This is a genomic window from Agrobacterium sp. OT33 (assembly GCF_017313365.1).
GTDB lineage: Bacteria > Pseudomonadota > Alphaproteobacteria > Rhizobiales > Rhizobiaceae > Agrobacterium > Agrobacterium rhizogenes_A.
Window position 1 is genome coordinate 63,961 of sequence record NZ_JAFLMZ010000001.1, and the last position, 13,502, is coordinate 77,462.

The 13,502-nt window shown below is 59.8% G+C and carries 13 protein-coding genes; 6 read left to right on the forward strand and 7 right to left on the reverse strand.

Features of this window, described 5'->3' with window-relative positions; genetic code table 11:
• Positions 1-166 precede the first annotated feature (166 nt).
• A complete protein-coding gene (gene betB, locus JZX88_RS00365; RefSeq protein WP_206912215.1) occupies positions 167-1,639 on the reverse strand; it encodes a betaine-aldehyde dehydrogenase in 1,473 nt (490 codons plus the stop codon).
• A 12-nt stretch (positions 1,640-1,651) separates the two neighbouring features.
• Positions 1,652-2,272: a transcriptional regulator BetI gene (gene betI / locus JZX88_RS00370; protein ID WP_065115089.1), complete on the reverse strand. Its 621-nt coding sequence runs from the start codon at positions 2,270-2,272 to the stop codon at positions 1,652-1,654.
• A gap of 222 nt (positions 2,273-2,494) precedes the next feature.
• On the opposite strand from betI, the gene JZX88_RS00375 reads away from it, so the two are divergent.
• From JZX88_RS00375 to JZX88_RS00390, 4 genes are all read left to right on the forward strand, one after another.
• Entirely contained in the window at positions 2,495-3,043 is a 549-nt protein-coding gene (locus tag JZX88_RS00375; protein ID WP_065115088.1) for an HdeD family acid-resistance protein, read from the forward strand.
• A gap of 252 nt (positions 3,044-3,295) precedes the next feature.
• On the forward strand, positions 3,296-3,532 hold the full coding sequence (locus JZX88_RS00380) for a type II toxin-antitoxin system ParD family antitoxin (RefSeq protein WP_065116152.1): 237 nt from the start codon (positions 3,296-3,298) through the stop codon (positions 3,530-3,532).
• Positions 3,533-3,715: 183 nt separating this feature from the next.
• On the forward strand, positions 3,716-5,518 hold the full coding sequence (locus JZX88_RS00385; protein WP_110757370.1) for a GGDEF domain-containing protein: 1,803 nt from the start codon (positions 3,716-3,718) through the stop codon (positions 5,516-5,518).
• A gap of 336 nt (positions 5,519-5,854) precedes the next feature.
• The gene (locus JZX88_RS00390; RefSeq protein WP_206912216.1) at positions 5,855-6,868 is read left to right on the forward strand and encodes an NAD(P)H-quinone oxidoreductase; all 1,014 of its coding nucleotides are present in this window, start codon (positions 5,855-5,857) and stop codon (positions 6,866-6,868) included.
• 777 nt (positions 6,869-7,645) lie between these two features.
• Here JZX88_RS00390 and JZX88_RS00395 read toward each other — a convergent pair.
• From JZX88_RS00395 to JZX88_RS00410, 4 genes are all read right to left on the reverse strand, one after another.
• Complete coding sequence (locus tag JZX88_RS00395; RefSeq protein WP_206912217.1) at positions 7,646-8,686, reverse strand: sulfate/molybdate ABC transporter ATP-binding protein; 1,041 nt, start codon at positions 8,684-8,686, stop codon at positions 7,646-7,648.
• Between the two features lie 11 nt (positions 8,687-8,697).
• Positions 8,698-9,570 carry a sulfate ABC transporter permease subunit CysW gene (cysW, locus tag JZX88_RS00400; protein ID WP_174028961.1) on the reverse strand — a complete coding sequence of 291 codons (873 nt, stop codon included), beginning with the start codon at positions 9,568-9,570 and terminating at the stop codon, positions 8,698-8,700.
• Positions 9,563-10,420 carry a sulfate ABC transporter permease subunit CysT gene (gene cysT, locus JZX88_RS00405; protein WP_010971172.1) on the reverse strand — a complete coding sequence of 286 codons (858 nt, stop codon included), beginning with the start codon at positions 10,418-10,420 and terminating at the stop codon, positions 9,563-9,565. The genes cysW and cysT overlap by 8 nt, the downstream gene beginning before the upstream one ends.
• A gap of 196 nt (positions 10,421-10,616) precedes the next feature.
• Positions 10,617-11,642 carry a sulfate ABC transporter substrate-binding protein gene (locus JZX88_RS00410; protein WP_206912218.1) on the reverse strand — a complete coding sequence of 342 codons (1,026 nt, stop codon included), beginning with the start codon at positions 11,640-11,642 and terminating at the stop codon, positions 10,617-10,619.
• Between the two features lie 166 nt (positions 11,643-11,808).
• On the opposite strand from JZX88_RS00410, the gene JZX88_RS26050 reads away from it, so the two are divergent.
• Complete coding sequence (locus JZX88_RS26050; protein WP_206912625.1) at positions 11,809-12,069, forward strand: hypothetical protein; 261 nt, start codon at positions 11,809-11,811, stop codon at positions 12,067-12,069.
• On the opposite strand, the gene JZX88_RS00420 is transcribed toward JZX88_RS26050, so the two are convergent.
• A complete protein-coding gene (locus tag JZX88_RS00420; protein ID WP_003494308.1) occupies positions 12,070-12,510 on the reverse strand; it encodes an Rrf2 family transcriptional regulator in 441 nt (146 codons plus the stop codon).
• A 204-nt stretch (positions 12,511-12,714) separates the two neighbouring features.
• Between JZX88_RS00420 and JZX88_RS00425 the strand changes: the two genes are divergently transcribed.
• Positions 12,715-13,497 carry a phosphoadenylyl-sulfate reductase gene (locus JZX88_RS00425; protein WP_175421941.1) on the forward strand — a complete coding sequence of 261 codons (783 nt, stop codon included), beginning with the start codon at positions 12,715-12,717 and terminating at the stop codon, positions 13,495-13,497.
• Positions 13,498-13,502 lie beyond the last annotated feature (5 nt).

The window sequence follows — 13,502 nt, forward strand, 5'->3', positions numbered from 1 at the left end:
GCCCTGCCGGGCATCTCCCCCTCAAGGGGGGAGATCGATCTGCGGCGAGGTCTCGCTCATCTCAACGTTTGCGAATGAAGTGGCGGTAGCGCCTCCTGCCGATCTCCCCCCTTGAGGGGGAGATGCCCGGCAGGGCAGAGGGGGGGTAAGCCCCACCCGCCAACCGTCAATAAGGCGCGTCCACCTTCCCCGTGCTCACATAAACCGTCTTCAACTCGCTATAATGCTCCAGCGCCGCCGCCGAATTCTCCCGCCCGAAGCCGGATTGTTTCGAGCCGCCGAAGGGGATTTCGACTGGGCAGAGATTATAGGTATTGATCCAAAGCGTGCCCGCCTCCAGCTGATCGACCACGCGATGGGCGCGGGCGAGGTCGGCAGTGAAGACGCCGCCGGCGAGGCCAAATTCGGTGGCGTTGGCGCGGGCGAGAACCTCGTCCTCATCCTCGAAATCCAGCACACACATGACGGGCCCGAAGATTTCCTCGCGGGCGATGGTCATGGCATCCGTCACATCGGCAAACACGGTCGGCTGAACGTAAGCCCCCTCACCCGACACATTGTTGGGAATGCCGCCGCCGGTGATAAGCGTCGCGCCCTCCGCCTTGCCCTTTTCGATATAGGCGAGAACCTTCTCCTGCTGGGCCTTGGAGATCAGCGGGCCGAGATGGGTGGCATAATCGAGCGGATCGCCGAGGATCATCGCCTCGGTGCGGCGCTTCAGGTTTTCGAGGAAACGCTCCTTCGCCTTTTTCTGTACGAAGACGCGGGTGCCGTTGGAGCAGACCTGACCGGAGGAATAAAAATTGCCGAGCATGGCCCCGCCGACAGCGCTTTCGATATCGGCGTCGTCGAAGACAATCAGCGGCGACTTGCCGCCGAGTTCCATGGTCACGTGCTTCAGATGCCCGGCAGCGGCGGCGGCCACCTTGCGGCCGGTCGGCACCGAGCCGGTGAGCGAGACCTTGGCCACATCGGGGTGGTTGACGAGCAGCGGCCCGGTATCGCGATCACCCTGAATGACGTTGAACAGGCCTTTGGGCAGACCGGCCTCGATCAGGATTTCGGCGATCTTCAAGGCGCCGAGCGGGGTATTTTCCGAGGGCTTGAAGACCATGGCGTTGCCGGCGACCAGCGCGGGTGCCGCCTTCCAGCAGGCGATCTGCTGCGGATAGTTCCAGGCGCCGATGCCGACGCAGACCCCCAGCGGCACGCGCTTGGTATAGGCGAAATCGCCGCCGAGCGGGATGTAATCGCCGTTCAGCGCCGAAGGCGCGATACCGCCGAAAAATTCGAAGGCATCCGCGCCGGACGTCGGATCGGCGACGATGGTTTCCTGAATGGGCTTGCCGGTATCCAGCGTCTCCAGCGTCGAGAGCGCATCGTTGCGTTCACGCATGATATCGGCGGCGCGTTTGAGGATGCGGCCGCGCGCCATGGGGCTCATCGCCGCCCATTCCTTCTGCGCACGTTTGGCCGAGGCAATGGCGCGCTCGACGATGGCAGGCGTTGCCGCGTGCAGTCTCGCGATCACCTCACCGGAGGCCGGAAAGATGCTTTCGAACGGTGTGCCGGCAGTATCTTCAACATAATCCCCGTCGATGAAATGCGAGGCTTTCGGCTGCGCCTTGAGCGTGGTCATGTCGAAGTCTCCTTAAAGAACGCGGATGGACGGCTTTTGGCGCTGTCCATCGGGAAAAGATTTGAGCTGCATGTCGAAATAATCCTCGACGAGCGCCGGTGCGGAGGCGATGCCGAGGGGGGCCGAACGCAGGCTGTGCCTGATATAAAGCCCGTCGATCAGGGCCGCCGCCCCTTCCGCGATCCGTGCCGCATCGTCGGGCGGGCAAAGCCGGTTGAGGCTGGCCATGAGATTGGAGCGCAGGCGGCGCGAATAAAGCACGAGCAGGCGCCGGGTTTCTTCCGAGCGCTGCGCCTCGACATAAAAGGCAAGCCATGCCGCCACCGTTTCGGGCGTGAACTGGTCGCTCTGGAAGGAGACATGCACGATGGCGCTCAACCTTTCGCGCGGGCCGGAAGCGCGGGTCAAAGCCGCCACGGCATCGCGCCTGAGGTCGCGCAGCAGGCTGCGGATGGTTTCCAGCAGAAGCTGCTGCTTGCTGCCGAAATAATGATGTGCGAGGGCGGCCGACACACCCGCTTCCCGGGCGATATCCGACATCGTCACATTCAGCGAACCATGGTGGCCTATGGTGCGAAGCGCCGCATCCACCAGCGCCTTGCGGCGCAGAGGCTCCATTCCGATCTTGGGCATAAGGGTCTCCTTGACGGATGGCAAATTATTCTTGATTGACTGATCAATCAATAAAAAACGCGCCATTTTATGTCGCGTATTCGCTTGTTGGCCAGCAGGCGACAGCGAGTGGAGGTTTTGCCGGCCAATGCCGCCGTGATTTGAATCAAATCTTCGGCATATACGTTGCGTTAGGATGCAATCGTGATAGCGTTGATCGCGACCGTTCATGGAGACAGCGAGATGACCCAAAGTCTCAATGCGCCTGGATTTTCACCACTGAGAGCAAAGTGGGGTTGGTTCCTCGCCCTGGGCCTCGTTCTTCTGGCCTTCGGCGTCATTGCGCTCGGCAATCTTCTCGTCGCCACCGTCGCATCCGTCTTTTATGTCGGCATCATGATGCTGATGGGCGGTATTCTGCAGCTTCTTCACGCCTTTCAGGTGAAGGGGTGGGAAAGCGTTCTGTTCTGGACGCTGAGCGGCCTGCTTTACGCCATTGCCGGCGTCATCGCCTTCCAGAACCCCGATCTGACCGCGGCCGTGCTGACATTGCTGATGGCGATTTCTCTGGTTGTCGCCGGCGTCTTCCGTCTCGTTGTCGGCTTCCGGCTGAAACCTTCGACGGGTTGGGGCTGGGTTGCCGCAGCGGGTGCGGTGACCGCCCTCGCCGGTCTGGTGATCGCCGCCGGCTGGCCCGTCAACAGCCTTTGGGTGCTGGGTCTGTTTCTGGCGATAGACCTGATCATGCAGGGCTTTGCAATGATTGCCGTCGCCATGGCCATGCGTTCATAAGGGTCAATACGGCACGGCATGCCAAGTCATACCGGATCCATGCCGGGCGGGGAAAAACTAAACCCCCATATACTGCAAATTGGGTATGGAACGCGTTTTGTGGTAAGATGAACGATGATACCAATTTCGCTGGAAGCGGCGCCCAGACGAAACGTCAAAAATGACCGTCCGCAAAAGACCGCCATCGCCCCGTCCGCCGTGCGGACATCCATCGGGTCGCTTATCGCGGTCATTGAAGAAGGGAGTGATATCATGCCAATGGTAACAGTATCGATTTCCCCGGAACAGGCAGCAAGAATGCGCGAGGCCGTGAATTGCGGCGCTTATGCATCCGGCAGCGAGGTCGTCAGGGCAGCGCTGAGACTATGGGCGGCCTCCGCCCAGCAAGGCACTGAAACAAAGCCTTCCGCGCCTGTCGAAGCGGACCGGGAACGCATGAATGTTGCGGAACTCTATGCCGCTCACACCGGGCATGCACGCCGGGCCTGAGGCCCTCGCCTGCGACCCCCTATATTGAGGGGTCTGTGACAAAACGTTCATCAAAGCTTCACAGTCGTGAAAGCTTTTGTTGACCTGTCATCTGCAATTGTTCGCCGTAAAACAAACGGCTCCCCCGTATGGCGGATTTTTCACGCCATGCAATCAAGGGAGCGGTCAATAGCGGAGAACGAGATGCAGGCCGTCACGATGGAGAACGATGTCATAAGGCGCTTTGCCTCCGGGCACATGTTTCCCATGGCGAAGCTTGTGCTTGAAACCGCGTTCCAGCCGATTGTGGAGGCGACGACAGGCACGATCTTCGGTTATGAATCGCTGATGCGCGGCCATGACCGGCTCGGGTTTTCCAATCCGCTGGCGCTTCTCGATCAGGCGGCGCAGGGCGGCGAACTCAAGGCTTTCGAACAGATGCTGGCCAGCCGTGCGCTGGCGAAATTTTCAACCCTGCCCGATTTTTCCTCCGCCACGCTTTTCCTCAATCTCGATGTGCGGCTGATTTCCCAGGGCGACGCCATTCTCGACAAGCTTGTCGGCCATCTTGCGCGGGCGGGCATTCCCGCCTCATCCATCTGCTTCGAGCTTTCCGAACGTTTCGACAATACCAGCGTGCCGGAATTCACGGCGCTGATTGCCCGGATGCGCAAGGAAGGCTTCAAGCTCGCCATCGACGATTTCGGCGCCGGCCACGGCGAAATGAAACTTCTGTGCGACTTTCCGCTGGACTACCTGAAGATCGACCGGCATTTCATCAACGGTGTCGACCATCTTCCGCGCAAGCAGCACCTTGTGCGCAACATCGTCAACATCGCCCATGTCCTCGGCGTGCGGGTGATTGCGGAAGGCATCGAGACCGAAGCGGAATTCCTCACCTGCCGCGAATTCGGCGTCGACCTGGTGCAGGGCTGGCTGATTGCCAAGCCGACGGTCTTCACCAGCGAACTTCCCGAGAGTTTTCCGCACCTCAACCGCATCGGCACCGCGCGCCGCAGCAGCCAGACGCTGGACGAAATCCTGATCCGCCGCGAAATCGAGCGTCTTCCCACCGTCTATGAGCATGACAGCGTCGACAATGTCTTCGAACTGTTCCGCAGGAACCCGCAGCAGGCATTCTTCCCGGTTCTCAACGCCAATGGCGAACCGCGCGGTGTCATCAACGAATATCACCTCAAGGAATATATCTACCGGCCTTTCGGCCGCGACCTGCTCAAGAACAAGATCTATGAGCGCACCATCTCCCATTTCGTCGATCCCGCCCCGATTGTCGGCCTCGATGCCGATGCGGACCAGCTGATGAACATGTTCGCCAGCATGGGCGGCAGCGCCTGCATCATCCTGACCGAAAACATGCGTTACGCCGGCATCGTCTCCGCCGCCTCGCTCATCAAGGTCATCAATGAAAAGCAGCTGAAGATGGCCCAGGATCAGAACCCGCTGACGGCGCTGCCCGGAAACCGTGCGATTGGCGGCTTCATTGCCGACAGCTGCAGCGACGGCGACGAGACCCGCTTCTTCTGCTATTGCGACTTCGACAATTTCAAACCCTTCAACGACAAATACGGCTTCAACGCCGGCGATCACGCCATCACCCTGTTTTCGGCGCTGATGCGCCGTTACTTTTTCGCCGGCGACTGCTTTCTCGGCCATATTGGCGGCGACGATTTCTTCATCGGCGTGCGGGACTGGACGGTGGAGGAACTGACGGAAATCCTCGAGCGTCTGCTCAGCGATTTCCATGACGACGTGGCCGAACTCTATTCGCCGGAGGACCGGCTGGCCGGCCGCATGGCCGGGCTCGACCGCCGCGGCAACGAGCGGGACTTCGCCCTGCTGCGCTGCTCGATCGGCGTTCTTACCCTGCCGAAAGGGCTGATCATCGCCAATCCCGAGCGTATCGGCAGCGAAATCGCCAGCGTGAAAACCGCCGCCAAGGAAAGCGAAGGCGGGCTGGTCATCCGGGTGTTCGGCGAGGCACATTGAGAAATGGACACTGGTCGTGGGATGCGTTCGCCTCTGTGCGCGCCGCTCACCCCCCTCTGTCCTGCCGGACATCTCCCCCTCAAGGGGGGAGATCGACGAGCGGCAAGGCCTCAGCCATCTCAACGTTTGAGAATGAAGTGACGTTAGTGCTTCCTGCCGATCTCCCCCCTTGAGGGGGAGATGTCCGGCAGGACAGAGGGGGGTGAGCGGCATACTCCAAGCCCGTGTCTCCAGAAATGTGCAACACGCCCCAGCGTCAAAGAGCCGCCTTCCCTAAAGAACGCATCCGGCCTACATTTTAAGGAAACGCCAATCCTCAGGGAGTTGCCCTCGCCCATGTCCGATCCCACGACCCTGCCCGAAACAATGCGCTTCATCGACCTTCCCTCCCATGGCGGCCCGGAGGTCATGCGGCTTTCGCAGGCGCCTTTGCCGAAACCCGAAAAAGGCGAGATTCTCGTGAAGGTCGAGGCGGCGGGGGTCAACCGTCCCGATGTCGCGCAGAGGCAGGGCACGTATCCGCCGCCGAAGGACGCAAGCCCCATCCTCGGGCTGGAAATCGCCGGAGAGGTGGTTGCGCTCGGTGAAGGTGTCATCGAATTCAAACCGGGTGATAAAGTCTGCGCGCTCGCCAATGGCGGCGGCTACGCGGAATATTGCACCGTGCCGGTCGGCCAGGCCCTGCCCTTTCCCAAGGGTTATGATGCCGTCAAGGCGGCAGCGCTGCCGGAAACCTTCTTTACCGTCTGGGCCAATCTCTTCCAGATGGCGGGTCTGACCGAAGGCGAAACCGTCCTCATTCATGGCGGCACCAGCGGCATCGGCACGACGGCGATCCAGCTTGCCAAAGCCTTTGGGGCCGAGGTCTATGCCACGGCCGGTTCGGCGGAGAAATGCGAAGCCTGCGTGACGCTTGGCGCCAAACGCGCGATCAACTACCGCGAAGAGGATTTCGCCGCCGTGATCAAGACCGAGACCGGCGGCAAGGGCGTCGATGTCGTTCTCGACATGATCGGTGCGGCCTACTTCGAAAAGAACCTTTCCGCACTCGCCAAGGATGGCTGCCTGTCCATCATCGCCTTTCTGGGCGGCGCGGTTGCCGAGAAGATCAATCTCACCCCGATCATGGTCAAACGCCTCACCGTCACCGGCTCCACCATGCGCCCCCGCACCGCCGACGAAAAACGCGCCATCCGCGACGACCTCATCCAGCAGGTCTGGCCGCTCGTTGAAAGTGGCCAGGTTGCGCCGGTCATCAACCGGGTCTTCACGCTGGACGAGGTTGTGGACGCGCACCGGCTGATGGAAAGCAGCAATCATATCGGCAAGATCGTGATGCGGGTGTCGTGACGGTACCTCTTGCATTACTCACGAATCGTACTACCTTCTAGTTATGTTCAACGTATCGGAAGGAGGTGATCCAATGTCTAGTGAGATTTCGGTCTCTGGTGCAGGCAATGGAAAGGGTGTGTTTTCGACGGGGCAACCCTCGTTGTAAACCTCTTCTGCCTTCGGAACGTTGAGAAACAGTCCCGGGTCTGTAAACAGGACCAAACTCATGGAAGGGTCGCTTCGGCGGCCCTTTTCCGTTTCTGGATATTGCTTCGTCGATTGGAGAAACCTGCGCCTCGAATACCGGTGCGGCTCTCTCGCGACGAGAAGAACTCCTTTCAGCCCTAAGACTTGGGCTGGCTGGATACCGGCTCAAGGCCGGTATGACGGAGAACTAAAGCATGCCTCCCAAAACTGTGCAGCGGTTTTGGGACAATGACATGCTTAAAAAAAATCCAAAGCGCGTCGCGTGAATCGGGTCACAGTACACCACAGTTGAAATCATCGACGGTGCTGCGTGTCGCTACCCCCCTCTGTCCTGCCGGACATCTCCCCCTCAAGGGAGGAGATCGGCAAGAAGCACTACAGCCACTTCATTGTCCGACATCGAGATGGCCTAAACCTCACGGCATGTCGATCTCCCCCCTTGAGGGGGAGATGTCCGGCAGGACAGAGGGGGATAACGACACCCAGCACCGTCGATGATTTCAACTGCGGTGTACTGTGGAATCAGATTGAACGTGACGCGCGTTGGAGAGCGATAAATCAGCAACCATGGTTTGCGGTCACCTCTCCCTATTTCTTCCCGAACACCTTCCATCGCGTCGGGCGGAAGCGCAGTTCCGCGCCAACGGCCACGGCGGCGTTGAGCGGCACTTCGATTTCGAGGTGATAGGGTTCATGGCCGTTATTGGCGATGTCGATTTCGGCGATGCGGGTGCCGGCAAGGCGGCGACAGGTGGTGACCTTGCCGTAAAGCGCGTCTTTTTCTTCCGTCAGCGCCACATCTTCCGGCCGGAAGAAAAGCTCGCCCTCGCCCGTGCCGCTCTCATCGATACCGATGCTTTCGCCCTGGAAGAGCACATGGCCATCGCGAATCGTCACCGGCAGGCTCGAGGATTCGCCGATGAAGGAGAAGACAAAGGGGGAGTTAGGTGTGTCATAGACGTCATCGGCCGTGCCGACCTGTTCAATCTTGCCCTGGCTCATGACGACGACGCGGTCGGCCAGTTCCAGCGCCTCTTCCTGATCGTGGGTGACGAAAACGGTGGTGTGGCCGGTGCGGTCGTGGAATTCGCGCAGCCAGCGGCGCAGCTCCTTGCGCACCTTGGCGTCGAGCGCGCCGAAAGGTTCATCGAGAAGCAAAACCTTCGGCTCGATGGCGACAGCGCGGGCGAGCGCCACGCGCTGGCGTTGACCGCCGGAAAGCTGGGTTGGATAGCGCTTTTCAAGACCGGAGAGATGCACCATGTCGAGAAGTTCGGATACGCGTTTGCGGATCTCGGCTTTCGGCGGGCGGTTGGCGGCGGGGCGCACCTTGAGGCCGAAGGCGATATTGTCGGCCACTGTCATATGGCGGAACAGCGCATAGTGCTGGAACACGAAACCGACATTGCGCTCCTGCACCGTGCGGTGCGACGCATCCTCATCGCCGAAGAAGATTTGCCCCTGCGTCGGCTGTTCGAGGCCGGCGATCAGACGCAGCAACGTCGTCTTGCCGGAGCCGGAAGGACCGAGCAGCGCGATCAGCTCACCGGAACGAATGTCGAGCGACACGTCGTTCAGCGCCGGAAACCGATCGAACTGCTTGGTGATGCCGGAAACTTTCACTTCCATGAAGATGCCTTTCAATGCTTGCCGGCTGCGTTGCCCGCGCCAAAGCGTATTTCGAGAATGGTTTTAAGAACGAGCGTCACCAGTGCCAGACCGGCAAGCAGCGTCGCCACCGCAAAGGCCGCGCCGATATTGTACTCATTATAGAGTATCTCCACATGCAGCGGCATGGTGTTGGTCTCACCGCGAATATGGCCTGACACGACGGAAACGGCGCCGAATTCCCCCATGGCGCGGGCGTTGCAGAGCAGCACGCCGTAAAGCAGGCCCCATTTGATATTCGGCAGCGTGACATACCAGAAGGTCTGCCAGCCGGAAGCGCCAAGCGAAATCGCCGCCTCCTCATCGCCGTTGCCCTGATCCTGCATCAGCGGGATCAACTCACGCGCGACGAAGGGAAAGGTGACGAAGATGGTGGCGAGCACGATGCCCGGCACCGCAAACAGGATTTCGATGCCGTAACTCTTCAGCCATGGGCCAAGCACGCTGTGGGCGGAGAACAGGATGACATAGACCAGACCTGATATAACCGGCGAGATCGAAAATGGCAGGTCGATCAGCGTGATCAGGAACGCCTTGCCCTTGAATTCGAACTTGGCAATTGCCCAGGCGGCGGCAACGCCGAAGACCACGTTGAGCGGTACCGAAATGGCGGCGACAAGCAGTGTGAGGCGAATGGCCGACAGCGCATCAGGCTCGACGATGGCTTCCCAGAAGGCTTCCCCACCTTTGCGGAAGGCTTCGAAGAACACCGAGACGAGCGGCAGCACGAGGAAGGCCGCAAGGAACAGGAAGGCCACGGCCATCAGCGCCAGCCGGGCGGGAAGGCTTTCGCTGGCGGGATCGCGGAACGGTCGGGGCGAGGTGCGGGAAGCGGTCTCAGACATAACCGTACCTCTTGCGGCTCCAGGCCTGAATGAGATTGATGAGGAACAGCATGGCGAAGGAGATGATCAGCATGATGGTGGCGATGCCGGTCGCGGCCGCATAGTTGAACTCCTCCAGCCTGATGACGATGAGGAGCGGCGCGATTTCCGAAACATAGGGAATATTGCCGGCGATGAAGATGACCGAGCCATATTCGCCGACGCCGCGCGCGAAGGCGAGCGCAAAACCGGTGAGAATGGCGGGCGTGAGGCTTGGCAGCAGAACGCGGGTGATGGTCTGGAAACGGTTGGCGCCGAGTGTTGCCGCCACCTCCTCCACCTGCCGGTCGATCTCTTCCATGACCGGCTGCACCGTGCGCACAACAAAGGGCAGGCCGATGAAGATCAGCGCGATGACGATGCCGGTCGGGGTAAAAGCGATCTTGATGCCGAAGGGTTCGAACAGCGAGCCGACCCAGCCGCGATTGGCATAAAGCGTGGTGAGCGCGATACCCGCCACCGCCGTTGGCAGGGCAAAGGGTAGATCGACGATGGCATCGACGAAACGGCGACCGGGGAAACGATACCGTGTCAGCACCCAGGCGACGATGACGCCGAAAACGGCGTTGACCAGAGCGGCGATGAAGGCGGTGCCGAAGCTGACGCGCAGCGCATTCAGCGTGCGGCTATCGGTGGCAATCGCGATAAAATCTGCAAAACCAAGTTTCGCCGTGGACCAGACGAGGCCGCCGAGCGGAATAAGAATGATGAGAAACAGATAGGTGACGGTGTAACCAAACGTCAGGCCGAAGCCGGGTATGACGCTTGACTGCCGCCATTTCCACCTGTTTCCGGATGTATTATTGCTCATCAAGGCTCCGGATAATCTTTGTTTTTGTACATTTCCAGGACAGGAAACCGGGGTCCGCTTTTCCTGGAAATGCCCTCTGGGAGCCGGCGTTCCCCGGCGTTTATTATAAAGTATCGACCGGCACGGTGTCCGGTCGATCAGGCTCTTATTGTCTTGTCCCTGCGGACGGGTGATCGCGTTTCACCCCATCATCCGCTTACTTTGCGGGCTTGTAAATCTGGTCGAAGATGCCGCCATCGCCAAAATGTTCCGGCTGCGCCTTGGCCCAACCACCGAAGATCGGATCATCGATGGTGACGAGCTTGATGTCGGGCAACTGCTTCAGCAGGTCCTTAGAGACAACGGCGGGATTGGACGGACGGTAGAAGTGCTTGGCCGCAATATTCTGTCCTTCGTCGGAATAGAGATATTGCAGATAGGCTTCCGCCGCCTTGCGGGTGCCCTTGGCGTCGACATTGGCGTCAACCACGGCAACCGGCGGTTCGGCAAGGATAGAGATAGGCGGTACGACGATATCGAAGGCATCAGCGCCGAATTCCTGACCGGCGAGATAGGCTTCGTTTTCCCAGGCCAGCAGCACATCGCCGATCTGGCGCTGTGCGAAAGTGACCGTGGAACCGCGGGCGCCAGTGTCGAGAACCGGGGCGCGCTTGTAGAGATCGCCGACATAGGCCTTGATTTTCTCCTGATCGCCCTTGAACTCTTCATTGGCCCAGGCCCAGGCAGCAAGGTAGTTCCAGCGCGCGCCGCCCGAAGTCTTGGGGTTCGGCGTCACGATCTGGATATCGCCCTTCACCAGATCACCCCAATTATGGATGCCCTTGGGGTTGCCCTTGCGCACCAGGAAAACGATGGTCGAGGTGTAAGGCGAGGAATTATGCGGCAGGCGGGCGCGCCAGTCCTTGTTAATCTTGCCAGAATTCTGGACAATGGCGTCGATGTCGCTCTGCAGCGCCAGCGTCACCACATCCGCCTCCAGACCGTCGATGACCGAGCGCGCCTGCTTGCCGGAGCCGCCATGCGACTGCTGGATGGTGACATCCTCACCGGTATCGGCCTTCCACTTCTTGGCGAAGGCCTCGTTGAAATCCTTGTAGAGCTCACGGGTCGGATCGTAGGACACATTGAGCAGCTTGGTCTGCGCGGCGGCCGAGCCAGCGCCGCCAAGTGCCAGTGAAAGGCTAAGCGCGACAACGCTCAAACCGGACAGAAGCTTGGACATCGGTATTCCCTCCTGATTGCGATGGCTTAACTCTACCGGTTGAGTAGAGTTGGTCAATGAGGCCGAATACGATCGAAAAAGTGTTTCCCGAGAGCGTTTTCCCGGGCAACAAATACAGCGCAGCATAAGCGAAAGGCGCAACAAGCGTCGTGTAAAACTTTGCTGAATGCAAAACCGTTTCACATTTTTGCCGATTTTTTGCCGCGATGGCGAAAAATATTATGGGGTTTTAGACGATTTTTTCGTTTGGAATAGCAGCGGCGGCGCCCCCGCCCTCATTCCTGTGCTCGTCACAGGAATCCAGCCGACGCGCGTCTGCGCGGCAAGAGAGCCCTTCCAGCCCAAGGACTTGGGCTGGCTGGATTCCTGTGACAAGCACAGGAATGAGGGTGGGAAAGGTTGGCGCAAGCCAATTGCCGCCGGGTGATCAGGCCGTCAAAAGCTCGGGCACGTCCACCCCCGCCACCGCATCGGCGATGGTGGTGTTGAAAAGGATGTTGCGCGTCGCGTCGGCCACGCGGGCAAAGACGTGGCGGATCTCGCACTGCTTCTCACCGTCACAATCCTCGCAGCGGCGATAGGCGGTCTGCGACAGGCAGGGCAAGGGGGCAAGCGGCCCGTCGATGAGGCGCAGCACCTCGCCGAAGGTGATATCCGCAGCCGGGCGCGCCAGCAGATAACCGCCCTGCTTGCCGCGCCGGCTTTCCACGAGGCGTTCCTTCTTCATTTCGAGAAGGATCTGTTCCAGAAACTTTTTCGGAATGGCCTGTTCGCGGGCAATGTCGGAAATCTGCACAGGACAGGCACCGTCGGCCTTGGCCAGCGAAAGGAGCGCCCTCAGCGCGTATTTTGCCTTCTGCGAAATCATCGTAAAACCAGTAGACCACAAGCCCGGAAACCCGGCAATTCCGGCTTAGCGCAGAAGTTGTCACAATTCAAATCCAAGCTGCGAAGAAGGTGAACGGGTATCTTTTGCTCATACCACGCGCGCGAGAGGCATTTTTGCTCTCAAGTGCAGCGCACAAAGACTGTCATTTCTGTTCCATAGGCCGGATTTCAACAATAATCGGCCATGGAAATCCCGGACGTGACAATGACGATCAATTCAGCAAATGCCTCTGCCGATGCCGCCTCCCTCGACGCCACGCTTGCCGGGCTCGATCTGGCGGGTCGGCTTTCGTTTATCGCCGGCCTTGGCGGGCGCGCCGTCTTCACCACCAGCCTCGGCATCGAGGATCAGGTTATCACCGCCGCCATCGGCACGCATCGGTTGCCGATCGATGTCGTGACGCTGGAAACCGGCCGGCTGTTTAAGGAAACCGTCGATCTCATCGATGAAACCGAAGAGCGTTTCGGCATCGAAATCCGCCGCTTCCGCCCGGAGCAGGACGATATCGACGCCTATGCCGAAAAATACGGCCTGAACGGCTTTTACGAAAGCGTCGAAGCCCGTCACGCCTGCTGTCATGTCAGAAAGCTGATCCCGCTCGGCAAGGCGCTTGATGGCGCCGCCTTCTGGATCACCGGCCTTCGTCGCGGCCAGTCGGGCAATCGTGCCACGACGCCGTTCGCCGAATTTGATGCGGATCGCAATCTCATCAAGATCAATCCCCTGGCTGACTGGGATATCGACCTCATCCGGGCGCATGTCGCCGAGGAAAACATCCCCGTCAATCCGTTGCATCAGCGCGGTTACCCCTCCATCGGCTGTGAGCCGTGTACGCGCGCCATCAAGCCCGGCGAGCCTGAGCGCGCCGGACGATGGTGGTGGGAAAACGACGAGAAGCGCGAATGCGGTCTTCACGTCGCCGGTGCGGAGCAGACATCCGCCGTTTCCGCCATCCCGCAACGATAATCTTT

Coding starts and splice junctions, on each gene's coding strand:
- betB (WP_206912215.1), bottom strand. CDS start 1,639: ATGACCACGCTCAAGGCGCAGCCGAAAGCCTCGCATTTCATCGACGGG.
- betI (WP_065115089.1), bottom strand. CDS start 2,272: ATGCCCAAGATCGGAATGGAGCCTCTGCGCCGCAAGGCGCTGGTGGAT.
- JZX88_RS00375 (WP_065115088.1), top strand. CDS start 2,495: ATGACCCAAAGTCTCAATGCGCCTGGATTTTCACCACTGAGAGCAAAG.
- JZX88_RS00380 (WP_065116152.1), top strand. CDS start 3,296: ATGCCAATGGTAACAGTATCGATTTCCCCGGAACAGGCAGCAAGAATG.
- JZX88_RS00385 (WP_110757370.1), top strand. CDS start 3,716: ATGCAGGCCGTCACGATGGAGAACGATGTCATAAGGCGCTTTGCCTCC.
- JZX88_RS00390 (WP_206912216.1), top strand. CDS start 5,855: ATGTCCGATCCCACGACCCTGCCCGAAACAATGCGCTTCATCGACCTT.
- JZX88_RS00395 (WP_206912217.1), bottom strand. CDS start 8,686: ATGGAAGTGAAAGTTTCCGGCATCACCAAGCAGTTCGATCGGTTTCCG.
- cysW (WP_174028961.1), bottom strand. CDS start 9,570: ATGTCTGAGACCGCTTCCCGCACCTCGCCCCGACCGTTCCGCGATCCC.
- cysT (WP_010971172.1), bottom strand. CDS start 10,420: ATGAGCAATAATACATCCGGAAACAGGTGGAAATGGCGGCAGTCAAGC.
- JZX88_RS00410 (WP_206912218.1), bottom strand. CDS start 11,642: ATGTCCAAGCTTCTGTCCGGTTTGAGCGTTGTCGCGCTTAGCCTTTCA.
- JZX88_RS26050 (WP_206912625.1), top strand. CDS start 11,809: ATGCAAAACCGTTTCACATTTTTGCCGATTTTTTGCCGCGATGGCGAA.
- JZX88_RS00420 (WP_003494308.1), bottom strand. CDS start 12,510: ATGATTTCGCAGAAGGCAAAATACGCGCTGAGGGCGCTCCTTTCGCTG.
- JZX88_RS00425 (WP_175421941.1), top strand. CDS start 12,715: ATGGAAATCCCGGACGTGACAATGACGATCAATTCAGCAAATGCCTCT.